This window comes from Streptomyces hokutonensis (assembly GCF_000376565.1).
GTDB classification, from domain to species: domain Bacteria; phylum Actinomycetota; class Actinomycetes; order Streptomycetales; family Streptomycetaceae; genus Streptomyces; species Streptomyces hokutonensis.
Genome location: NZ_BARG01000058.1, coordinates 1 through 20,613, shown reverse-complemented (window position 1 = coordinate 20,613; position 20,613 = coordinate 1). Strand labels below are relative to the sequence as shown.

33 protein-coding genes and 1 pseudogene are annotated in these 20,613 nt (G+C 66.2%); 31 read left to right on the top strand and 3 right to left on the bottom strand.

Annotated features, from left to right (window positions below; all coding sequences use genetic code 11):
• Nucleotides 1-46 precede the first annotated feature (46 nt).
• Nucleotides 47-406, top strand: a complete 360-nt coding sequence (locus SSP08S_RS34910; protein ID WP_019072292.1) for a hypothetical protein — start codon at nucleotides 47-49, stop codon at nucleotides 404-406.
• A 73-nt stretch (nucleotides 407-479) separates the two neighbouring features.
• On the opposite strand, the pseudogene SSP08S_RS56440 reads toward SSP08S_RS34910, so the two are convergent.
• The 3 genes and pseudogenes from SSP08S_RS56440 to SSP08S_RS34895 form a co-directional block, all read right to left on the bottom strand.
• Nucleotides 480-932 (bottom strand): annotated as a pseudogene (locus SSP08S_RS56440) (Uma2 family endonuclease); the annotation flags it as partial.
• Nucleotides 856-1,803, bottom strand: coding sequence for a helix-turn-helix domain-containing protein (locus tag SSP08S_RS59775; protein ID WP_245608016.1), 948 nt, complete (start codon nucleotides 1,801-1,803; stop codon nucleotides 856-858). The pseudogene SSP08S_RS56440 and the gene SSP08S_RS59775, both read right to left, overlap by 77 nt.
• Nucleotides 1,804-2,477: 674 nt before the next feature.
• Complete coding sequence (locus SSP08S_RS34895) at nucleotides 2,478-3,650, bottom strand: right-handed parallel beta-helix repeat-containing protein (RefSeq protein ID WP_026179095.1); 1,173 nt, start codon at nucleotides 3,648-3,650, stop codon at nucleotides 2,478-2,480.
• 614 nt (nucleotides 3,651-4,264) lie between these two features.
• Between SSP08S_RS34895 and rpsJ the strand changes: the two genes are divergently transcribed.
• The 30 genes from rpsJ (at nucleotide 4,265) to rplQ (ending at nucleotide 20,563) form a co-directional block, all read left to right on the top strand.
• Nucleotides 4,265-4,573, top strand: a complete 309-nt coding sequence (gene rpsJ, locus SSP08S_RS34890; protein WP_003948644.1) for a 30S ribosomal protein S10 — start codon at nucleotides 4,265-4,267, stop codon at nucleotides 4,571-4,573.
• A gap of 17 nt (nucleotides 4,574-4,590) precedes the next feature.
• Entirely contained in the window at nucleotides 4,591-5,235 is a 645-nt protein-coding gene (rplC, locus tag SSP08S_RS34885; protein ID WP_019072287.1) for a 50S ribosomal protein L3, read from the top strand.
• A gap of 5 nt (nucleotides 5,236-5,240) precedes the next feature.
• Nucleotides 5,241-5,897, top strand: coding sequence for a 50S ribosomal protein L4 (gene rplD, locus SSP08S_RS34880; protein WP_019072286.1), 657 nt, complete (start codon nucleotides 5,241-5,243; stop codon nucleotides 5,895-5,897).
• Nucleotides 5,897-6,316 carry a 50S ribosomal protein L23 gene (rplW, locus tag SSP08S_RS34875; protein ID WP_019072285.1) on the top strand — a complete coding sequence of 140 codons (420 nt, stop codon included), beginning with the start codon at nucleotides 5,897-5,899 and terminating at the stop codon, nucleotides 6,314-6,316. The genes rplD and rplW overlap by 1 nt, the downstream gene beginning before the upstream one ends.
• Before the next feature lie 38 nt (nucleotides 6,317-6,354).
• Complete coding sequence (gene rplB, locus SSP08S_RS34870; RefSeq protein WP_007384068.1) at nucleotides 6,355-7,191, top strand: 50S ribosomal protein L2; 837 nt, start codon at nucleotides 6,355-6,357, stop codon at nucleotides 7,189-7,191.
• A 12-nt stretch (nucleotides 7,192-7,203) separates the two neighbouring features.
• Nucleotides 7,204-7,485, top strand: coding sequence for a 30S ribosomal protein S19 (gene rpsS / locus SSP08S_RS34865; RefSeq protein ID WP_019072284.1), 282 nt, complete (start codon nucleotides 7,204-7,206; stop codon nucleotides 7,483-7,485).
• Between the two features lie 40 nt (nucleotides 7,486-7,525).
• On the top strand, nucleotides 7,526-7,873 hold the full coding sequence (gene rplV, locus SSP08S_RS34860; protein WP_003974262.1) for a 50S ribosomal protein L22: 348 nt from the start codon (nucleotides 7,526-7,528) through the stop codon (nucleotides 7,871-7,873).
• A complete protein-coding gene (gene rpsC / locus SSP08S_RS34855) occupies nucleotides 7,873-8,724 on the top strand; it encodes a 30S ribosomal protein S3 (RefSeq protein WP_019072283.1) in 852 nt (283 codons plus the stop codon). Before rplV ends, rpsC begins: the two co-directional genes overlap by 1 nt.
• A 5-nt stretch (nucleotides 8,725-8,729) precedes the next feature.
• Entirely contained in the window at nucleotides 8,730-9,149 is a 420-nt protein-coding gene (rplP, locus tag SSP08S_RS34850) for a 50S ribosomal protein L16 (protein WP_010986348.1), read from the top strand.
• Nucleotides 9,149-9,373 carry a 50S ribosomal protein L29 gene (gene rpmC, locus SSP08S_RS34845; protein WP_003998824.1) on the top strand — a complete coding sequence of 75 codons (225 nt, stop codon included), beginning with the start codon at nucleotides 9,149-9,151 and terminating at the stop codon, nucleotides 9,371-9,373. The genes rplP and rpmC overlap by 1 nt, the downstream gene beginning before the upstream one ends.
• Nucleotides 9,373-9,660, top strand: coding sequence for a 30S ribosomal protein S17 (rpsQ, locus tag SSP08S_RS34840; RefSeq protein ID WP_019072282.1), 288 nt, complete (start codon nucleotides 9,373-9,375; stop codon nucleotides 9,658-9,660). The genes rpmC and rpsQ overlap by 1 nt, the downstream gene beginning before the upstream one ends.
• A 128-nt stretch (nucleotides 9,661-9,788) precedes the next feature.
• Nucleotides 9,789-10,157: a 50S ribosomal protein L14 gene (gene rplN / locus SSP08S_RS34835; RefSeq protein WP_003998823.1), complete on the top strand. Its 369-nt coding sequence runs from the start codon at nucleotides 9,789-9,791 to the stop codon at nucleotides 10,155-10,157.
• Between the two features lie 2 nt (nucleotides 10,158-10,159).
• Nucleotides 10,160-10,483, top strand: coding sequence for a 50S ribosomal protein L24 (gene rplX, locus SSP08S_RS34830; RefSeq protein ID WP_019072281.1), 324 nt, complete (start codon nucleotides 10,160-10,162; stop codon nucleotides 10,481-10,483).
• Nucleotides 10,483-11,040: a 50S ribosomal protein L5 gene (gene rplE, locus SSP08S_RS34825; protein ID WP_019072280.1), complete on the top strand. Its 558-nt coding sequence runs from the start codon at nucleotides 10,483-10,485 to the stop codon at nucleotides 11,038-11,040. Before rplX ends, rplE begins: the two co-directional genes overlap by 1 nt.
• Nucleotides 11,041-11,045: 5 nt before the next feature.
• Nucleotides 11,046-11,231: a type Z 30S ribosomal protein S14 gene (locus SSP08S_RS34820; RefSeq protein WP_003948630.1), complete on the top strand. Its 186-nt coding sequence runs from the start codon at nucleotides 11,046-11,048 to the stop codon at nucleotides 11,229-11,231.
• Nucleotides 11,232-11,444: 213 nt separating this feature from the next.
• Nucleotides 11,445-11,843 carry a 30S ribosomal protein S8 gene (gene rpsH, locus SSP08S_RS34815; protein WP_013001411.1) on the top strand — a complete coding sequence of 133 codons (399 nt, stop codon included), beginning with the start codon at nucleotides 11,445-11,447 and terminating at the stop codon, nucleotides 11,841-11,843.
• A gap of 22 nt (nucleotides 11,844-11,865) precedes the next feature.
• Complete coding sequence (gene rplF / locus SSP08S_RS34810; protein WP_019072279.1) at nucleotides 11,866-12,405, top strand: 50S ribosomal protein L6; 540 nt, start codon at nucleotides 11,866-11,868, stop codon at nucleotides 12,403-12,405.
• A 3-nt stretch (nucleotides 12,406-12,408) separates the two neighbouring features.
• Nucleotides 12,409-12,792, top strand: a complete 384-nt coding sequence (gene rplR / locus SSP08S_RS34805) for a 50S ribosomal protein L18 (protein ID WP_019055526.1) — start codon at nucleotides 12,409-12,411, stop codon at nucleotides 12,790-12,792.
• Nucleotides 12,793-12,829: 37 nt separating this feature from the next.
• Nucleotides 12,830-13,435 (top strand): 30S ribosomal protein S5, encoded by a 606-nt coding sequence (gene rpsE, locus SSP08S_RS34800; RefSeq protein ID WP_006376045.1) that lies wholly within the window; start codon nucleotides 12,830-12,832, stop codon nucleotides 13,433-13,435.
• Nucleotides 13,435-13,617 carry a 50S ribosomal protein L30 gene (gene rpmD, locus SSP08S_RS34795; RefSeq protein ID WP_006376032.1) on the top strand — a complete coding sequence of 61 codons (183 nt, stop codon included), beginning with the start codon at nucleotides 13,435-13,437 and terminating at the stop codon, nucleotides 13,615-13,617. The genes rpsE and rpmD overlap by 1 nt, the downstream gene beginning before the upstream one ends.
• Before the next feature lie 2 nt (nucleotides 13,618-13,619).
• Nucleotides 13,620-14,075, top strand: coding sequence for a 50S ribosomal protein L15 (gene rplO, locus SSP08S_RS34790; RefSeq protein WP_019072278.1), 456 nt, complete (start codon nucleotides 13,620-13,622; stop codon nucleotides 14,073-14,075).
• A 168-nt stretch (nucleotides 14,076-14,243) separates the two neighbouring features.
• Nucleotides 14,244-15,557, top strand: coding sequence for a preprotein translocase subunit SecY (secY, locus tag SSP08S_RS34785; RefSeq protein WP_019072277.1), 1,314 nt, complete (start codon nucleotides 14,244-14,246; stop codon nucleotides 15,555-15,557).
• On the top strand, nucleotides 15,557-16,216 hold the full coding sequence (locus tag SSP08S_RS34780) for an adenylate kinase (RefSeq protein ID WP_026179094.1): 660 nt from the start codon (nucleotides 15,557-15,559) through the stop codon (nucleotides 16,214-16,216). Before secY ends, SSP08S_RS34780 begins: the two co-directional genes overlap by 1 nt.
• Nucleotides 16,217-16,319: 103 nt before the next feature.
• Entirely contained in the window at nucleotides 16,320-17,156 is an 837-nt protein-coding gene (map, locus tag SSP08S_RS34775) for a type I methionyl aminopeptidase (protein WP_019072275.1), read from the top strand.
• Between the two features lie 228 nt (nucleotides 17,157-17,384).
• The gene (gene infA / locus SSP08S_RS34770; protein WP_003948620.1) at nucleotides 17,385-17,606 is read left to right on the top strand and encodes a translation initiation factor IF-1; all 222 of its coding nucleotides are present in this window, start codon (nucleotides 17,385-17,387) and stop codon (nucleotides 17,604-17,606) included.
• Between the two features lie 59 nt (nucleotides 17,607-17,665).
• Nucleotides 17,666-17,779: a 50S ribosomal protein L36 gene (gene rpmJ / locus SSP08S_RS34765; RefSeq protein WP_003998809.1), complete on the top strand. Its 114-nt coding sequence runs from the start codon at nucleotides 17,666-17,668 to the stop codon at nucleotides 17,777-17,779.
• Between the two features lie 206 nt (nucleotides 17,780-17,985).
• The gene (rpsM, locus tag SSP08S_RS34760) at nucleotides 17,986-18,366 is read left to right on the top strand and encodes a 30S ribosomal protein S13 (protein ID WP_019055531.1); all 381 of its coding nucleotides are present in this window, start codon (nucleotides 17,986-17,988) and stop codon (nucleotides 18,364-18,366) included.
• A 69-nt stretch (nucleotides 18,367-18,435) separates the two neighbouring features.
• Entirely contained in the window at nucleotides 18,436-18,840 is a 405-nt protein-coding gene (gene rpsK / locus SSP08S_RS34755) for a 30S ribosomal protein S11 (protein ID WP_003956432.1), read from the top strand.
• A gap of 116 nt (nucleotides 18,841-18,956) precedes the next feature.
• Entirely contained in the window at nucleotides 18,957-19,979 is a 1,023-nt protein-coding gene (locus SSP08S_RS34750; protein ID WP_019055532.1) for a DNA-directed RNA polymerase subunit alpha, read from the top strand.
• Between the two features lie 83 nt (nucleotides 19,980-20,062).
• The gene (gene rplQ, locus SSP08S_RS34745; protein WP_019072274.1) at nucleotides 20,063-20,563 is read left to right on the top strand and encodes a 50S ribosomal protein L17; all 501 of its coding nucleotides are present in this window, start codon (nucleotides 20,063-20,065) and stop codon (nucleotides 20,561-20,563) included.
• Nucleotides 20,564-20,613 lie beyond the last annotated feature (50 nt).

Below are 20,613 nucleotides of genomic sequence, written 5' to 3'. Positions count from 1 at the left end.
TCCCTGCCTCGCGTATCCGCCGAAGTCCCATAGGGTGCACGCCGTGATGAACCGTGAGAACCAGGCAAACTCCGACGGCGGCGTCCGCCTCGGCGACGGCACAGACGCGCTGGCCGCGGTCGACGACCGAAATCGGAACCTGTTCTCCGGCCTCACCTGCATCTTCGTGACACTGCTCGCCGTAGGCCTCCTGGCGGTCCTCCGCCTGGCCGCGACAGGCCAGGGCCCGGGGGAGGCGTCCGGTGGTCTTCAGGTGATCGCGGGCGTCATGGGGCTCGCGGTGGTTGCGGTCGCGGTGTGGTTGGTCGTCCGGGCCCGGCGCGCCCAGAGGTGGCTGCCGCTGGTGATCGCATGTGGGGGCTGTGTCGGCTGGATGGTCGTCATGATCCTCGTGGCGCGGATCTAGCCGGGAGGTTTCCGACCCCGGCGGGGGCCTCAAGAACACCGTTGGGTTTCCCGATTTACGGGACTGCCCCGTAGTGGATGTCGGTGAGGACGGCGCCCGTGCCGGTACGGGGGTCGAAGACGGCGTAGGTGGGGATCCCGATCAGGGGATAGTCGCGCATCTTGCTCACCCAGTCGTTGTCCGGGTTGGAGCGGGAGACGACTTCGATGGCGGCGATCAGAGAGCGCGGGTTGAACGAACCCGGCACGTCCATGTCCGACCACGCGATCACCATCACATCGGGACGGCGCAGGATGCCCTCTCCTTCGACTTCCACATCAGGTGCACCCGTGTGAGCGACCAGCTCGTCCGGCATGACCTTCTCCAGGCGCTTGCGAAGACACTGCGTGGTCAGCTGGTGCGGACCGATGCCCGCCGTCATGTCGTGGACGATCCCTTCCTTGGTGATCTCAAATTTGCCGGGAAGGGTGTCGTCCATGGACTGCAGAAAGTCCCTCATGGCTCGGTACTGGATCGTCCCCTTCATGCTGGGTGGCCTCCGGGAGATCGGTTCGGCAGTCGTCGCAGCGGCCTGGGGTGGGGGAGCGGAAGGCGCGGTCGCAGCCTTCGCAGTTCTGGAGGGGGTGCCGTACGACTGGTGCCGCCGCCGGTGCGCGGAACGGTGGTGGGGGCGGGAGCTGGGCCGTCAGGCGGTGGGCCAGGAGGGCTGCTGGCCGGCGTAGTCCTTCGGGTGGCAGGTCCGTGGTCAGTGCGTGGCGTACGGCGGTGGGGCTGACGTCTCGCTCCAGCCAGGCCGCGACTCCTGGGGCGAGGTGCGCTGTGTCGCAGGCCGACAGAAGGAAGTCGGGGGCGTGGCGCCGGAGGTCTGCCAGGAGGTCGGTGGCCCTCTGGAGGAGGGCGGGTGCCGGGTAGGACGGGCGCGGCACGGGTGGGAGCGCCTTGCGGGGGCGGGGCGCGGCGGCCTTCACTGCTTCCGGCCGCGCGTGGGGGTCCTTACGATCCCTACGGCCGCCGGGCTGGTTGCAGGAGATTGTGCGCGTGATGATCCGGCCGTCGGGGACGCGGTGGCGTTCGCGACGGAGGTAGCCGTGGGTCTCCAACTCCCGTAGCGCGGCGGCGATTCGGGTCTTGCCCTCGGGGAAGCGGGCGGCGAGGGTCTTGATGTCGGCGCGGGCGCCTGCGGGGAGGGACTGGAGGTGGACGCCGAGTCCGATGGCGAGGGCCGACAGCTGCGGGTGCTGGGCGAGGTGGTTGCCGATCACCGTGAAGCGGGTGGTGTGGCGGGAGTTGTCGTGCGTGAGCCCAACTCCGGGCGCCTGGTGCCGCTGGTTCGGGTGTTTGTCGGCGGTGTGCCGGGACCGGGTGTGCGGGGGCGCGGTAATGTCGCGTGTATCCATCGGGAAGCTGTTCTCTTCCTTGGTGGTCAGGCCCTCGCCTTGGGATGCCAGTCCCGGCGAGGGCCGTCGTATGTCTGGAGTTGTTTGCGCTGAGCGTAGATCACGCAACCCGTCCGGAATCCAGCCCAGTTGGTCATGTTCACCCACATGGGTGATTCGTGAACTCGGCCGGCGGGAGGGTGGGGTGGGGCTTGGTGGGGGTTCTTTCACCGTCGTGGTTCTTGGGAAAGAGCGCCCCTCGCACCGGAGCACGAGGATCCGTGCTCCGGTTCCGGTACGAGGTCCGGTTCCGCCCGGATCGTCTTGCGTGGGCGCGGTCTTCGGGCGATGCTCCAGCGGTCGGCGAGCGCCTCGACCAGGGGGAGTCCCGGTGGATTCGGCTTCCGCAACCGGGTGTTGACGGCGGGGCAGGCGGTCGCCACAGGTGTCGGTGACTCCGATGCGCAGGGTGCCGCCGCCGACGTAGAGCGTGAGTCCGAAGTCCCGGCCGGTACGCGGCCGTGTGTGGCCGCGTTGGCGCGCCGGCTCGGCCACGACGTGCTCCCAGGGCCCCCGCCTCGCCCTCGCCCCCACCGCCTGGACCGACTTCGTCGCGTGCGCCGCCGAACAGCGCCGAGTGGGCCGGTCCAAGCAGGCGGGCAGGGAGACAGACAGTCGTGCGGAGGGGCCTTCCCCTACGGATTCACCACCGTCCCCCCGAACGTCACCCTCAACGCCCCGCTCGACGCGAACGACCACCCCAGCGCGCCGCTGTACGACGAGCACCGGGACCCGTTCGTCCCGGTCCAGAACTGGTTGGTGCTGTCCGCGTCGCCCACCGTCTTGTCGTTCGAGCCGCTGACCGCGAAGCGGCAGGACGTGTTCGTACGGAACACCGAAGTCCCCGTGTCGAACGAGAAGTTGCGCTCCGCGTTGTCGATGCCGACGTTGTTCGAGATCGTCATCGTGCCCGGGTTGCTGTTGTAGGTGAACCCGTGATGGCCGTTGCCGTAGGCGATGTCGTGGCGGACGACGTGGTTGACGGCGATGTCGTCGCCGCCGAGCTTGTAGCCGTTGCGGTCGCCGTCGCCGCTCTGGCTGCCGTCGGTGAGGGTTCCGTTGCCGTAGGAGAGGGAGTACTCGATGGTCACCGGGCCGATCGCGCCCGTGTCCGTCTTGGTGTACAGGTCCCAGCCGTCGTCGATGTTGTTGTGGGAGACGTCGTAGCGGAAGACGTTCCCGGTACCGGTCGTCAGTTTCGCGGCGAAGCCGTCCGCGTCCTCGCCGTCGGAGTCGGCGTTGTCGTGCGACTCCGAGCTGACGACCAGGTTGTTCGAGGGCCAGGACGAGCTCGGCGTGCTGGAGGAGATGCGGCCCAGTTGGAGACCCGTGTCGCGGTTGTACGACGTCACCGTGCGCTCGATGACGTTGTTGCTGCCTCCGACGTAGATCCCGTTGTCGCCCGCGTGCGACACCGTGAGGCCGTAGACGTGCCAGTAGTTGGCGTAGAGCTGGAGCCCTCGGTTCGATGAACTCTCGCTCTGCGAAGCGAAGTTGAGGACCGGGGTCTCGCCGTTGTACGCGATGAGCGTGGTGCGGGCGGACGCCGTGCCGTCGGCGCCCGCCGGGATCGTGATCGTCGAGCCGTAGGCGTACGTCCCGCCGCGCAGGTAGATCGTGCCGCCGGACGCGATGCGGCCGATCGCGGTGGCGAGGGTGGTGGGGGCGGCCAGGGTGCCGGCCGCGCTCGCGGTGCCGGTCGGTGACACGTACTGGGTGGCGCTCGCGGCCTGCGCCGGGGTGCCGGAGAGTGCTACGAGTGTGCCGGCCATCAGGCCGACGCACGCCATGACTGGTCTCGCTTGCATCGTTCTGCCTCCAGGGTCGTCCCATGACCAGGGGTGCCGTACAAGTGCAAGGGAAAGCGCTTTCCCGCTTCTCGTGAGGGACCGTAAGCGCTTGCTATGGACGCGTCAATGGACGTGTACTTGATTCTTATTCACAGGGGTGAACGGCGATGGGGGCCGAGCGAGACACCCGGCTGGCGCGCGTGTTTGACCTGCGTCACTCCCCGGGTAATCTCTACGCCCCGATTGGCCAGCCCCCTGCCCCATATGGCAGACTGTCCGAGTTGCTCGGTCGAGTGTTGATGCTGCGCGCCTCCCGTCGGGAGGACCGGAAGCGAGTCCCACAGTACTCGTCGCCCCAACTGCCTTACGGCAGCGCTGAGGCGGACGTACGGGAATCTTTCGGGAAGCGTCAGTGCAGCGCAGGCCAGGCACCCGGTGGGCTTCTTCGCCCTCGGCCTGCGGTTCCGGAAGGGCCGTGCTTTCCCAGTAGGGAAGTTCCGAACCTTGGGACTTCTGTGTCGGTGAGAGCGCGACACACCCGACCGCGTGGGTCGGAGGAATCGAAGAACGAAGCGAGCAGAAGAGCTTGCCGGGGTGCAGAGCGTTACTAGAGACAGGACTACTGAGTAGCCATGGCGGGACAGAAGATCCGCATCCGGCTCAAGGCCTACGACCACGAGGTCATCGACAGCTCGGCGAAGAAGATCGTCGAGACGGTGACCCGCACTGGTGCGTCGGTCGCGGGCCCGGTGCCGCTGCCCACTGAGAAGAACGTGTACTGCGTCATCAAGTCGCCGCACAAGTACAAGGACTCTCGCGAGCACTTCGAGATGCGCACGCACAAGCGCCTGATCGACATCCTCGACCCCACCCCCAAGACCGTTGACTCTCTGATGCGACTCGACCTGCCGGCCGGTGTCGACATCGAGATCAAGCTCTAGGGGTCGGTGAGCTGAAGATGGCAAAGCAGATCAAGGGCATCCTGGGCGAGAAGCTCGGCATGACGCAGGTGTGGGACGAGAACAACCGTGTTGTTCCGGTCACCGTCGTCAAGGCCGGACCCAACGTCGTGACCCAGGTCCGTACGAATGACTCCGACGGCTACGAGTCGGTCCAGATCGCCTTCGGCGAGATCGACCCGCGCAAGGTGAACAAGCCCCTCAAGGGTCACTTCGCCAAGGCCGACGTCACCCCCCGTCGTCACCTCGTCGAGATCCGTACCGCTGACGCCAGCGAGTACACCCTCGGCCAGGAGATCACCGCCGCGACCTTCGAGGCCGGCGTCAAGGTGGACGTGACCGGCAAGAGCAAGGGCAAGGGCTTCGCCGGTGTCATGAAGCGTCACAACTTCAAGGGCCTCGGCGCCGGACACGGCACCCAGCGCAAGCACCGCTCTCCCGGCTCCATCGGTGGCTGCGCCACCCCGGGTCGTGTGTTCAAGGGCCTCCGCATGGCGGGTCGTATGGGCAACGAGCGGGTCACCACCCAGAACCTGACCGTTCACGCCGTTGACGCGGAGAAGGGCCTGCTCCTCATCAAGGGCGCGGTTCCTGGTCCGAACGGCGGCCTCGTCCTGGTCCGCACCGCGGCCAAGGGGGCCTGAGGACTATGAGCACCATTGACATTCTGTCGCCCTCCGGCGACACCGCCGGGACCGTAGAGCTCCCGGCCGAGATCTTCGACGTAGAGAAGATCAGCATCCCGCTGCTTCACCAGGTCGTCGTCGCACAGCTGGCCGCCGCCCGTCAGGGCACGCACAAGGTCAAGCGTCGTGGCGAGGTCCGCGGTGGCGGCAAGAAGCCGTACCGCCAGAAGGGCACCGGCCGCGCCCGTCAGGGTTCGACCCGCGCCCCGCAGTTCGCCGGCGGTGGCGTCGTCCACGGCCCCACGCCGCGCGACTACTCGCAGCGGACCCCGAAGAAGATGAAGGCCGCGGCCCTGCGCCACGCCCTCACCGACCGGGCCCGCAACGCTCGCATCCACGTCATCACCGGCGTGATCGAGGGCGAGACCCCCTCCACCAAGGCCGCCCGGAGCTTCCTCGGCAAGGTCAGCGAGCGCAAGAACGTGCTCCTGGTCATCGAGCGCTCCGACGAGGCCGCGCTGCTTTCCGCGCGCAACCTGCCCCAGGTCCACATCCTGGAGCCGGGCCAGCTGAACACGTACGACGTTCTCGTCTCGGACGACGTGGTCTTCACCCAGGCCGCTTTCGAGTCCTTCGTGTCTGGCCCCCAGGCCGCTGACACCGAAGGGAGCGAAGCCTGATGGCTACGCGTCACCCGAGCATCGCCTCCAAGGCGGCCAAGGCCGCCAAGGCCGCGCGCGTCGCCAAGGCGAAGCGCCACGAGGCCGAAGGCAAGAACACCGTCGAGACGCCGATCAGCAAGTCGTACACGGACCCCCGTGACGTGCTGCTGAAGCCGGTCGTCTCGGAGAAGAGCTACGCGCTCCTCGACGAGGGCAAGTACACCTTCATCGTGGCCCCGGGCGCCAACAAGACCCAGATCAAGCAGGCCGTCCAGGCGGTCTTCTCGGTCAAGGTCACCGGGGTCAACACGATCAACCGCCAGGGCAAGCGCAAGCGCACCAAGACCGGTTTCGGTCAGCGCGCGGGCTCCAAGCGCGCGATCGTGACCCTCGCTGAGGGCGACCGTATCGACATCTTCGGCGGTCCGGCCGCGTAAGCGGGTCGGATCGTCCGATATCGGACGAGGACTGAGAAATGGGAATCCGCAAGTACAAGCCGACTACGCCGGGCCGTCGTGGCTCCAGCGTCGCCGACTTCGTCGAGGTCACGCGGTCCACGCCGGAGAAGTCGCTGGTCCGCCCGCTGCACAGCAAGGGCGGCCGTAACAACGCCGGTCGTGTGACCGTTCGCCACCAGGGTGGCGGACACAAGCGCGCCTACCGAGTGATCGACTTCCGTCGTCACGACAAGGACGGCGTGCCGGCGAAGGTCGCGCACATCGAGTACGACCCCAACCGCACCGCGCGCATCGCGCTGCTGCACTACGCGGACGGCGAGAAGCGCTACATCCTCGCCCCGCGCAACCTGCAGCAGGGCGACCGCGTGGAGAACGGTCCCGGGGCCGACATCAAGCCGGGCAACAACCTGGCGCTCCGCAACATCCCGGTCGGTACCACGATCCACGCGATCGAGCTCCGTCCCGGTGGCGGCGCCAAGTTCGCCCGCTCCGCCGGTGCCTCCGTGCAGCTGCTCGCGAAGGAGGGCACGATGGCCCACCTTCGTATGCCTTCCGGTGAGATCCGCCTGGTCGACCAGCGCTGCCGCGCCACGGTCGGCGAGGTCGGCAACGCCGAGCAGAGCAACATCAACTGGGGCAAGGCCGGCCGCAAGCGCTGGCTGGGCGTCCGCCCGACCGTCCGCGGTGTGGCGATGAACCCGGTCGACCACCCGCACGGTGGTGGTGAGGGCAAGACCTCCGGTGGTCGCCACCCGGTCTCCCCGTGGGGTCAGAAGGAGGGTCGTACTCGTTCGCCGAAGAAGGCTTCGAACAAGTACATCGTCCGCCGCCGCAAGACGAACAAGAAGCGCTAGGAGCGGGTTTAGATGCCGCGCAGTCTCAAGAAGGGGCCCTTCGTCGACGGACACCTCATCAAGAAGGTGGACGCCCAGAACGAAGCCGGTTCCAAGAACGTCATCAAGACCTGGTCCCGCCGCTCGATGATCGTCCCGGCCATGCTCGGCCACACGATCGCGGTGCACAACGGCAAGACCCACATCCCGGTGTTTGTCACCGAGTCGATGGTCGGCCACAAGCTCGGCGAGTTCTCGCCGACGCGCACCTTCCGGGGTCACGTCAAGGACGACCGGAAGTCGAAGCGCCGCTAGCGCGGGGTGAACGACCATGACAAACACTGAAGGGACAACCATGGAAGCCAGGGCCCAGGCGCGGTACATCCGCGTCACGCCCATGAAGGCCCGCCGCGTGGTGGACCTCATCCGTGGCATGGACGCCACGGAGGCTCAGGCGGTCCTGCGTTTCGCCCCGCAGGCCGCGAGCGTGCCGGTCGGCAAGGTGCTGGACAGCGCCATTGCCAACGCCGCGCACAACTACGACCACACCGACGCCGACAGCCTCTTCATTTCCGAGGCCTACGTCGACGAGGGCCCGACCCTGAAGCGGTTCCGTCCGCGTGCCCAGGGCCGCGCCTACCGGATCCGCAAGCGGACCAGCCACATCACCGTGGTCGTCAGCAGCAAGGAAGGAACCCGGTAATGGGCCAGAAGGTTAACCCGCACGGGTTCCGGCTCGGCATCACCACGGACTTCAAGTCCCGGTGGTACGCCGACAAGCTGTACAAGGACTACGTCAAGGAAGACGTCGCCATCCGTCGGATGATGACGTCCGGCATGGAGCGCGCCGGCATCTCGAAGGTGGAGATCGAGCGCACCCGTGACCGCGTGCGTGTGGACATCCACACCGCTCGCCCGGGCATCGTCATCGGCCGCCGCGGCGCCGAGGCCGACCGCATCCGCGGTGACCTGGAGAAGCTGACCGGCAAGCAGGTCCAGCTGAACATCCTCGAGGTCAAGAACCCGGAGACGGACGCTCAGCTGGTGGCTCAGGCCGTCGCCGAGCAGCTGTCCTCCCGCGTCTCCTTCCGCCGTGCCATGCGCAAGAGCATGCAGTCGGCGATGAAGGCCGGCGCCAAGGGCATCAAGATCCAGTGCGGTGGCCGCCTCGGCGGCGCCGAGATGTCCCGCTCGGAGTTCTACCGCGAGGGCCGTGTGCCCCTGCACACGCTCCGCGCGAACGTCGACTACGGCTTCTTCGAGGCCAAGACGACCTTCGGCCGTATCGGTGTGAAGGTCTGGATCTACAAGGGCGACGTCAAGAACATCGCCGAGGTCCGCGCCGAGAACGCCGCTGCCCGTGCGGGTAACCGCCCGGCTCGCGGTGGCGGCCCGGGCGGCGACCGCCCGGCCCGTGGCGGTGGCCGCGGTGGCGAGCGTGGCGGCCGCGGCCGCAAGCCGCAGCAGCAGTCCGCGCCGGCTGCCGAGGCCCCCAAGGCCGAGGCTCCCGCCGCCGCTGCCGCTCCGGCTGAGAGCACCGGAACGGAGGCCTGACCGACATGCTGATCCCCCGTAGGGTCAAGCACCGCAAGCAGCACCACCCCAAGCGCCGTGGTCAGGCCAAGGGCGGTACGCAGGTTTCGTTCGGCGAGTACGGCATTCAGGCCCTCACGCCGGCGTACGTGACGAACCGCCAGATCGAGGCCGCCCGTATCGCGATGACCCGCCACATCAAGCGTGGCGGCAAGGTCTGGATCAACATCTACCCGGACCGCCCGCTCACGAAGAAGCCTGCCGAGACCCGCATGGGTTCCGGTAAGGGTTCTCCCGAGTGGTGGATCGCGAACGTGCACCCGGGCCGGGTCATGTTCGAGCTGTCCTACCCCAACGAGAAGATCGCCCGTGAGGCCCTCACTCGCGCAGCCCACAAGCTGCCGATGAAGTGCCGGATCGTCAAGCGCGAGGCAGGTGAAGCGTGATGTCGGCCGGTACCAAGGCGTCCGAGCTGCGCGAACTGGGTGACGAGGAGCTTCTCGCGAAGCTCCGCGAAGCCAAGGAAGAGCTGTTCAACCTCCGCTTCCAGGCGGCGACCGGTCAGCTCGAGAACCACGGTCGGCTGAAGGCCGTCCGGAAGGACATCGCGCGGATCTACACCCTGATGCGTGAGCGCGAGCTGGGCATCGAGACGGTGGAGAGCGCCTGATGAGCGAGAGCAACGTGACTGAAGAGCAGACCGCTTCCCGCGGCTTCCGCAAGACCCGTGAGGGTCTCGTCGTCAGCGACAAGATGGACAAGACCGTCGTCGTCGCCGTCGAGGACCGCGTGAAGCACGCGCTGTACGGCAAGGTCATCCGCCGTACGAACAAGCTCAAGGCCCACGACGAGCAGAACGCCGCAGGCGTCGGCGACCGCGTCCTCCTCATGGAGACGCGTCCGCTGTCCGCGACGAAGCGCTGGCGCATCGTCGAGATCCTCGAGAAGGCCAAGTAGGTAATTCCCGCAAGGGAATTCCAAGTAATACAGCCTGCGGGGTAATTCCGCAGGACAGTTCCGCCAGGCTCCAACAGGGCTGATTCTTCAGCCCTGTTGGGGAACCGGCAGACGATCAGGAGATAGACGTGATCCAGCAGGAGTCGCGACTGCGCGTCGCCGACAACACTGGTGCGAAGGAAATCCTTTGCATCCGTGTGCTCGGTGGCTCCGGTCGCCGCTACGCGGGCATCGGTGACGTCATCGTCGCCACCGTCAAGGACGCGATCCCCGGTGGCAACGTGAAGAAGGGTGACGTCGTCAAGGCCGTCATCGTTCGCACCGTGAAGGAGCGCCGCCGTCCGGACGGCTCGTACATCCGCTTCGACGAGAACGCCGCCGTCATTCTGAAGAACGACGGCGACCCTCGTGGTACCCGCATCTTCGGCCCGGTCGGGCGCGAGCTGCGCGAGAAGAAGTTCATGAAGATCATCTCGCTGGCTCCGGAGGTGCTGTAAGCATGAAGATCAAGAAGGGTGACACGGTTCAGGTCATCACCGGCAAGGACAAGGGCAAGCAGGGCAAGGTCATTGCCGCTTACCCGCGCGACGAGCGCGTCCTGGTCGAGGGTGTCAACCGGGTCAAGAAGCACACCAAGGCCGGCCCCACCGCCAAGGGCTCGCAGGCCGGTGGCATCGTCACGACCGAGGCGCCGATCCACGTCTCCAACGTCCAGCTGGTCGTTGAGAAGGACGGCAACAAGGTCGTCACGCGTGTCGGCTACCGCTTCGACGACGAGGGCAACAAGGTTCGCGTTGCCAAGCGGACGGGTGAGGACATCTGATGACTACCACCACCACTCCGCGTCTCAAGACGAAGTACCGCGAGGAGATCGCGGGCAAGCTGCGTGAGGAGTTCTCCTACGAGAACGTCATGCAGATCCCCGGCCTCGTCAAGATCGTGGTGAACATGGGTGTCGGCGACGCCGCCCGTGACTCCAAGCTCATGGACGGTGCCGTCCGTGACCTGACCACGATCACCGGTCAGAAGCCGGCCATCACCAAGGCCCGCAAGTCCATCGCGCAGTTCAAGCTGCGCGAGGGTCAGCCGATCGGTGCCCACGTCACGCTCCGTGGCGACCGCATGTGGGAGTTCCTGGACCGCACCCTGTCGCTCGCGCTTCCGCGCATCCGCGACTTCCGCGGTCTGTCTCCCAAGCAGTTCGACGGTCGTGGCAACTACACCTTCGGTCTCACCGAGCAGGTCATGTTCCACGAGATCGACCAGGACAAGATCGACCGCGTCCGGGGTATGGACATCACCGTGGTGACCACGGCGACCAACGACGCCGAAGGCCGTGCCCTTCTCCGTCACCTCGGCTTCCCCTTCAAGGAGGCGTAAGCGAGATGGCGAAGAAGGCTCTGATTGCCAAGGCTGCTCGTAAGCCCAAGTTCGGTGTGCGTGGCTACACCCGCTGCCAGCGCTGCGGCCGCCCGCACTCCGTGTACCGCAAGTTCGGCCTCTGCCGCGTGTGCCTTCGTGAGATGGCTCACCGTGGCGAGCTGCCGGGCGTGACCAAGAGCTCCTGGTAGTCCGGTACTTCCGGACTCCCGAAGCTCTCGGTAAGCAGAGGGCACGGTCAGGTGCCCACCCCTCCATGGCTTAGGCTAGGGGGGTTGGGCGCCTGATTGCCGCCCATACGACTTACTACGCCGTAGGTCCACCGCACCGCACCCGCCTCGTCTCGGATCGAGGAGAGGGATGGGCACCTGGAAACCCCGGCGAGAGAGGCCGAAGGCCAATTCATGACCATGACTGATCCGATCGCAGACATGCTTACGCGTCTGCGGAACGCGAACTCGGCATACCACGACTCCGTGACGATGCCGGCGTCCAAGATCAAGTCTCACATCGCGGAGATCCTCCAGCAGGAGGGCTTCATCACGGGCTGGAAGGTCGAGGACGCCGAGGTCGGCAAGAACCTCGTTCTCGAGCTGAAGTTCGGCCCGAACCGTGAGCGCTCCATCGCGGGCATCAAGCGGATCTCCAAGCCCGGTCTCCGGGTTTACGCGAAGTCCACCTCCCTGCCCAAGGTGCTGGGCGGCCTCGGCGTGGCGATCATCTCCACGTCCCACGGGCTCCTCACCGACAAGCAGGCCGGCAAGAAGGGCGTAGGCGGAGAAGTTCTCGCCTACGTCTGGTAGCGGAAAGGAATCGGAAGAAGCTATGTCGCGTATTGGCAAGCTCCCCATCACGGTTCCCGCCGGCGTGGACGTCACCATCGACGGCCGTACGGTCTCGGTCAAGGGCCCCAAGGGCACCCTGACCCACACCGTCGCTTCGCCGATCGACATCGCCAAGGGTGAGGACGGCGTTCTCAACGTCACCCGCCCCAACGACGAGCGTCAGAACAAGGCCCTGCACGGCCTGTCCCGCACGCTGGTGGCGAACATGATCACCGGCGTGACCGAGGGTTACGTGAAGAAGCTCGAGATCAGCGGTGTCGGTTACCGCGTTGCGGCCAAGGGATCGAACCTCGAGTTCGCGCTCGGCTACAGCCACTCGATCACCGTCGAGGCGCCCGAGGGCATCTCGTTCAAGGTCGAGAACCCGACGCACTTCTCGGTCGAGGGCATCGACAAGCAGAAGGTCGGCGAGGTTGCGGCCAACATCCGCAAGCTGCGCAAGCCCGACCCGTACAAGGCCAAGGGCGTCAAGTACGAGGGCGAAGTCATCCGGCGCAAGGTCGGAAAGGCGGGTAAGTAAGCCATGGCATACGGTACGAAGATCGCTAAGGGCGACGCTTACAAGCGTGCTGCCATCAAGCGTCGTCACATCCGCATCCGGAAGCACATTTCCGGTACGGCTGAGCGTCCGCGCCTGGTCGTGACCCGCTCCAACCGCCACATCGTGGCCCAGGTCATCGACGACATCAAGGGTCACACCCTGGCGTCGGCGTCGACCCTGGACACCTCGATCCGCGGCGGCGAGAGCGACAAGTCCGCGCAGGCCAAGTCGGTCGGCGCCCTGGTCGCCGAGCGCGCCAAGGCCGCCGGTGTCGAGGCTGTCGTATTCGACCGCGGTGGCAACCAGTACGCGGGGCGCATCGCCGCCCTGGCGGACGCCGCCCGCGAAGCCGGACTGAAGTTCTAGTCGCTTCCGTAGCTAGCGGAAAGAGAGAGGTAATCCAATGGCTGGACCCCAGCGCCGTGGAAGCGGTGCCGGTGGCGGCGAGCGGCGGGACCGGAAGGGCCGTGACGGCGGCGCTGCTGCCGCCGAGAAGACCGCGTACGTTGAGCGCGTAGTCGCGATCAACCGCGTCGCCAAGGTTGTCAAGGGTGGTCGTCGCTTCAGCTTCACCGCGCTCGTCGTGGTGGGCGACGGTGACGGCACCGTCGGTGTCGGTTACGGCAAGGCCAAGGAGGTGCCGGCCGCCATCGCCAAGGGTGTTGAGGAGGCCAAGAAGCACTTCTTCAAGGTCCCCCGTATCCAGGGCACCATCCCGCACCCGATCACGGGCGAGAAGGCCGCGGGCGTCGTCCTGCTCAAGCCTGCTTCCCCCGGTACCGGCGTTATCGCCGGTGGTCCGGTGCGTGCAGTGCTCGAGTGCGCCGGCGTTCACGACATCCTGTCGAAGTCGCTCGGCTCGTCCAACGCGATCAACATCGTGCACGCGACCGTGGCGGCCCTCAAGGGCCTGCAGCGTCCCGAGGAGATCGCGGCCCGCCGCGGTCTGCCCCTCGAGGACGTCGCCCCCGCGGCTCTCCTTCGTGCACGTGCCGGGGCGGGTGCGTAATGGCTCGCCTCAAGGTCACGCAGACGAAGTCGTACATCGGCAGCAAGCAGAACCACCGTGACACACTGCGGTCCCTTGGTCTCAAGGGGATCAACACCGTGGTCGTCAAGGAGGACCGCCCCGAGTTCCGCGGAATGGTGCACACCGTCCGCCACCTCGTGACGGTTGAGGAGGTCGACTGATCATGGCGGAGAACAACCCGCTCAAGATCCACAACCTCCGTCCCGCCCCGGGCGCCAAGACCGCCAAGACCCGTGTGGGTCGTGGTGAGGCGTCGAAGGGTAAGACGGCCGGTCGTGGAACCAAGGGTACGAAGGCCCGTTACCAGGTTCCGGAGCGCTTCGAGGGTGGCCAGATGCCCCTCCACATGCGTCTTCCGAAGCTGAAGGGCTTCCGCAACCCGTTCAAGACCGAGTACCAGGTCGTGAACCTCGACAAGCTGGCGGCCCTGTACCCGGAAGGTGGCGAGGTCACCGTAGAGGGTCTCGTCGCCAACGGTGCGGTTCGCAAGAACAGCCTCGTCAAGGTCCTCGGCCAGGGCGAGATCTCCGTGGCGCTGCAGGTGACGGTGGACGCCGTCTCCGGTTCCGCCAAGGAGAAGATCACCGCCGCCGGCGGTACCGTCACCGAGCTCGTCTGAGCGCGATGACATAAGCGATCCCGACCGGGGATACCCCATAACGGGGTATCCCCGGTTGGTCGTTCCACGGGGGCAGAGTCGCCGGTAAGGTGGCCTGCACTGTTCTTATTCGTCGAACCTCAAGACCGTCACCCTTGACGCACTGGCGCGGGGGTCGCAGGAGGCACCGTGCTCACCGCGTTCGCCCGGGCGTTCAGGACGCCCGACCTGCGCAAGAAGCTGCTCTTCACGCTGGGCATCATCGTGGTCTACCGGGTCGGTACCCACGTCCCGATCCCCGGCGTCAACTACACGGCCGTACAGCAGTGTGTGACCGAGGCCTCCGGCAACCAGGGCCTCTTCGGACTGGTCAACATGTTCTCCGGCGGTGCGCTGCTGCAGATCACGGTCTTCGCGCTCGGCATCATGCCGTACATCACGGCGAGCATCATTCTTCAGCTGCTGACCGTGGTGATCCCGCGTCTGGAGGCCCTCAAGAAGGAGGGCCAGGCCGGTACGGCGAAGATCACGCAGTACACGCGCTATCTGACCGTGGCGCTCGCGATCCTGCAGGGCACCGGCCTGGTGGCCACCGCCCGCAGCGGCGCCCTCTTCTCCGGCTGCACGGTCGCGACGAGCATCGTCCCGGACCGTGCCATCTTCACGACCATCACCATGGTCGTCACCATGACCGCCGGCACCGGCGTCGTGATGTGGCTCGGCGAGCTCATCACCGACCGCGGCATCGGCAACGGCATGTCGATCCTGATGTTCATCTCGATCGCGGCCACCTTCCCGTCCGCGCTGTGGGCCATCAAGAAGCAGGGCACGCTGGCCGACGGCTGGATCGAGTTCGGCACCGTCATCCTCGTCGGCCTGGTCATGGTCGGCCTGGTGGTCTTCGTCGAACAGGCCCAGCGCCGCATTCCCGTGCAGTACGCGAAGCGCATGATCGGCCGCCGTTCCTACGGCGGTACGTCGACCTACATCCCGCTGAAGGTCAATCAGGCGGGTGTGATTCCCGTCATCTTCGCGTCCTCGCTGCTCTACATCCCGGCTCTGGTCGCGCAGTTCTCCAGCGGCGACTCCGCCTGGAAGACCTGGGTGACACAGAACCTGACCAAGGGTGACCACCCGATCTACCTGGTCAGCTACTTCCTCCTGATCGTTTTCTTCGCGTTCTTCTACGTGGCGATCTCGTTCAACCCCGAGGAAGTCGCCGACAACATGAAGAAGTATGGTGGCTTCATCCCGGGCATCCGGGCTGGCCGGCCCACCGCTGAGTACCTGAGTTACGTACTCAACCGGATCACCTGGCCGGGTTCGCTGTATCTGGGTCTGATCGCTCTCGTACCGACGATGGCGTTGGTCGGTTTCAACGCAAGCGGCAACTTCCCGTTCGGCGGGACCAGCATCCTCATCATCGTGGGTGTCGGTCTCGAGACGGTGAAGCAGATCGAGAGCCAGCTCCAGCAGCGCAATTACGAAGGGTTCCTCCGCTGATGCGAATCGTCCTCGTCGGGCCGCCGGGCGCCGGTAAGGGAACGCAGGCTGTGCGACTGGCCAAGACGCTGCACATCCCGCACATCTCCACCGGCGATCTCTTCCGTGCCAACATCAGTCAGGCCACGGAACTCGGCAAACTGGCGAAGTCCTACATGGACGCGGGCAACCTGGTCCCGGACGAGGTCACCATCGCGATGGCCAAGGACCGCATGGAGCAGCCGGACGCTGTGAACGGCTTTCTCCTCGACGGTTTCCCGCGCAATGTGTCGCAGGCCGAGGCGCTGGACGAACTGCTGAAGACCGAGGGCATCAAGCTGGACGCGGTCCTCGACCTGGAGGTCTCCGAGGAAGAGGTGGTCAAGCGCATCGCCGGCCGCCGCATCTGCCGGAAGGACTCCAGCCACGTCTTCCACGTGACGTACAGCCCGCCCAAGCAGGACGGTGTCTGTGACACCTGCGGCGGCGAGCTGTACCAGCGCGACGACGACTCCGAGGACACCGTCCGCACCCGGCTGGAGGTCTACCACACGCAGACCGAGCCGATCATCGACTACTACAAGGCCCAGGGCCTGGTGGTCACGATCTCCTCGCTCGGCCCGGTGGACGAGATCACCCAGCGCGCGCTGGACGCGCTGAAGCGCGACGACGACAAGTAGTCGCCCACCAGTTCCGGCCGCGGTGCCCTCACGGGCGTCGCGGCCGTACTGTTGTGTACAGCCATATCCCATGTGACGCGGAAGACGGAGAGCGCAGGCCCCCATGGTGCAGATCAAGACCCCCGAGCAGATCTCCAAGATGCGCGAGGCGGGGCTGGTCGTCGCCGCGATCCACGCGGCCACGCGTGAAGCGGCCGTACCCGGCGCGAGCACGAAGGATCTGGACGAGGTGGCCCGCAAGGTCCTCGCCGACCACAACGCGAAGCCCAACTTCCTTGGCTACGGCGGCTTCCCGGCCACCATCTGCACCTCGGTCAATGAGGTCGTCGTCCACGGCATCCCCTCCGACGAGGTGGTGCTGAAGGACGGCGACATCATCTCCATCGACTGCGGCGCGATCATCGACGGCTGGCACGGGGACGCCGCGTACACCGCGTTCGTCGGCTCCGGTCACGCCCCTGAGCTCATCGAGCTCTCCCGGGTGACCGAGGAGTCGATGTGGGCGGGCATCGCCGCGATGAAGCTCGGAAACCGGCTCGTCGACATCTCCCGCGCGATCGAGACGTACATCCGGCGGCAGCCGAAGCCCGGCGGTGGCAAGTACGGGATCGTCGAGGACTACGGCGGTCATGGCATCGGTACCGAGATGCACATGGATCCGCATCTGCTGAACTACGTGGAGAAGCGGCGGGGCAAGGGGCCGAAGCTGATTCCCGGGTTCTGCCTGGCGATCGAGCCGATGGTGTCGCTCGGTACGCCGAAGACCGAGGTGCTGTCCGACGACTGGACGGTGATCACGACCGACGGGACGTGGTCGTCCCACTGGGAGCACTCGGTTGCCTTGACCGAGGAGGGGCCGCTCGTGCTGACGGCTCCTGATGGGGGTAAGGCGAAGCTGGCTGAGTATGGGATCACGGCTGCGCCGGATCCCGTGGCGTAGTTGTCCGGCTGACCGCCGGTGGGGGCTGGTCGCGCAGTTCCCCGCGCCCCTAAGAACACTCTCCTTGTGCTTAGTGATCTTCGAGCCGGGGCATCCTCCATCGATTCGTCTTTCCGAGGGCCCTGACGTAGACTGACTCGTCGGCTCTCGTGCACCCGCATGTCCGCATGCACCCCGCAAGGGGAACGCGCGCGAGTCGATCAAGGTAGTCGATTCGAAGGGCGAAGCGTGGCCAAGAAGCAAGGTGCCATCGAGATCGAAGGCACTGTCGTCGAGTCTCTCCCGAACGCCATGTTCAAGGTGGAGCTCCAGAACGGCCACCAGGTCCTGGCACACATCAGCGGCAAGATGCGTATGCACTACATCCGCATCCTCCCTGACGACCGGGTCGTGGTGGAGCTGTCTCCGTACGACCTGACGCGTGGCCGGATCGTCTACCGCTACAAGTAGATCTTGCCCAGGTTCCGCGCAAGCGGCGCCGCAGGCAACTGACCCGGAGAACCTCACCAATGAAGGTCAAGCCGAGCGTCAAGAAGATCTGCGACAAGTGCAGGGTGATCCGCCGTCACGGTCGGGTCATGGTCATCTGCGAGAACCCGCGCCACAAGCAGCGCCAGGGCTGACGCACGACCTTCCCTCTGCATCTTTTCGCAGAGATTCGCGCGACGCGAGCAGTACATGTTCATACGCAGGACCCGGGCGTAGTAGGCGCCCGACACCCCCGGCTCGGAGGCTGGGGACCCACGCCGTACCAAATCTTCGAACGAAGAGGCCGGCGGCTGGGATCCGGTTCTGCGGAAGACCTCCGAAGATCACCAGGAGCCATTGAATGGCACGCGTTTCCGGTGTCGACATCCCGCGCGAAAAGCGCGTGGAGGTCGCCCTCACCTACGTGTTCGGCATTGGTCGGACCCTTTCCCAGCTGACGCTGGCCGAGACCGGCATCGACCCCAACACCCGCGTTCGCGACCTCTCGGAAGAGCAGCTCGTCGCGATTCGTGAGTACGTCGACGCCAACATCAAGACCGAGGGTGACCTCCGTCGCGAGATCCAGGCCGACATCCGCCGCAAGGTGGAGATCGGCTGCTACCAGGGTCTCCGTCACCGTCGTGGTCTGCCCGTTCGCGGTCAGCGCACCAGCACGAACGCTCGTACCCGCAAGGGTCCGCGTCGCGCCATCGCCGGCAAGAAGAAGCCGGGCAAGAAGTAGTCCACAGCGGACAACGCTTCACCAGCGGTCTTCGCTGTAGGACCGACCACCTCCCCGTAGGAGTAATAGATGCCCCCCAAGGGTCGTCAGGGCGCTGCCAAGAAGGTGCGCCGCAAGGAAAAGAAGAACGTCGCTCACGGCCACGCGCACATCAAGAGCACGTTCAACAACACGATCGTCTCGATCACGGACCCCTCGGGCAACGTGATCTCCTGGGCCTCCGCCGGCCACGTCGGCTTCAAGGGCTCGCGCAAGTCCACCCCCTTCGCCGCGCAGATGGCCGCCGAGTCGGCCGCCCGTCGCGCGCAGGAGCACGGCATGCGCAAGGTCGACGTCTTCGTGAAGGGCCCGGGCTCCGGTCGCGAGACCGCGATCCGCTCCCTCCAGGCCACCGGTCTTGAGGTCGGCTCCATCCAGGACGTCACCCCCACCCCGCACAACGGCTGCCGTCCGCCGAAGCGCCGCCGCGTCTGACGCACGGCTGTCTTGAGGATTCGGGCGGTACGGCACTTCGGTGCCGTATCGCCCGTACCCTTGTAGTAACAGCAGGACATCAAATAGTGGGTGTCCATGACTGAAGGAATCACCTCATGCTGATCGCTCAGCGTCCGTCTCTGACCGAAGAGGTCGTTGACGAGTTCCGTTCGCGGTTCGTGATCGAGCCGCTGGAGCCCGGCTTCGGCTACACCCTCGGCAACTCCCTCCGCCGTACGCTCCTCTCCTCGATCCCCGGAGCCGCTGTCACCAGCATCCGGATCGACGGTGTCCTGCACGAGTTCACCACCGTGCCGGGCGTCAAGGAGGACGTCACCGACCTGATCCTCAACATCAAGCAGCTGGTCGTGAGCAGTGAGCACGACGAGCCGGTCGTGATGTACCTGCGCAAGCAGGGTCCGGGTCTGGTCACCGCCGCCGACATCGCGCCCCCGGCCGGTGTCGAGGTGCACAACCCCGACCTGGTCCTCGCCACGCTCAACGGCAAGGGCAAGCTGGAGATGGAGCTCACGGTCGAGCGTGGCCGCGGTTACGTCTCCGCGGTGCAGAACAAGCAGGTGGGTCAGGAGATCGGCCGGATCCCGGTCGACTCGATCTACTCGCCGGTGCTGAAGGTCACGTACAAGGTCGAGGCGACGCGTGTCGAGCAGCGCACCGACTTCGACAAGCTGATCGTCGACGTCGAGACCAAGCAGGCGATGCGTCCCCGTGACGCGATGGCGTCGGCCGGCAAGACCCTGGTGGAGCTGTTCGGTCTCGCCCGCGAGCTGAACATCGACGCCGAGGGCATCGACATGGGCCCGTCCCCCACGGACGCCGCCCTGGCCGCCGACCTCGCCCTGCCGATCGAGGAGCTGGAACTCACCGTCCGCTCCTACAACTGCCTCAAGCGCGAGGGCATCCACTCCGTGGGTGAGCTCGTGGCTCGTTCCGAGGCCGACCTCCTGGACATCCGCAACTTCGGCGCGAAGTCCATCGACGAGGTCAAGGCGAAGCTGGCCGGCATGGGCCTGGCCCTGAAGGACAGCCCGCCCGGATTCGACCCGACGGCCGCTGCCGACGCCTTCGGCGCCGACGACGACGTGGACGCGGGTTTTGTGGAGACCGAGCAGTACTGATCGGTTGTTGCCGGTGAGCGTCCGCTCACCGGGTCCTGACCCCGGTACCTCATACGGCCGGGGCAGATACCAAGGAGAAAGAAATGCCGAAGCCCACCAAGGGTGCCCGTCTGGGCGGCAGCGCCGCGCACGAGAAGCTGCTCATCGCGAACCTCGCGAAGAGCCTCTTCGAGCACGGCCGTATCACCACCACCGAGGCGAAGGCCCGCAAGCTGCGGCCGTACGCCGAGCGTCTGGTCACCAAGGCGAAGAAGGGCGACCTTCACAACCGCCGTCAGGTGCTCCAGGTGATCACGGACAAGAGCGTCGTCCACACGCTCTTCACCGAGATCGGCCCGCGCTACGAGAACCGTCCCGGTGGCTACACCCGTATCACCAAGATCGGTAACCGTCGTGGCGACAACGCGCCCATGGCTGTCATCGAGCTCGTCGAGGCCCTGACCGTCGCGCAGGCTGCGACGGGTGAGGCCGAGGCGGCCACCAAGCGTGCCGCGAAGGACGCCGAGGCTTCGGCTCCGGTTGAGGTCGTCGAGGACGCGAAGCCGGCTGAGGTCGAGGCCGACGAGGAGTCCAAGGACGCGTAAGTCGTTCTTTGGCTGACTCGCCGTCGTGGCTGGTCGCGCCCACGCGGCGG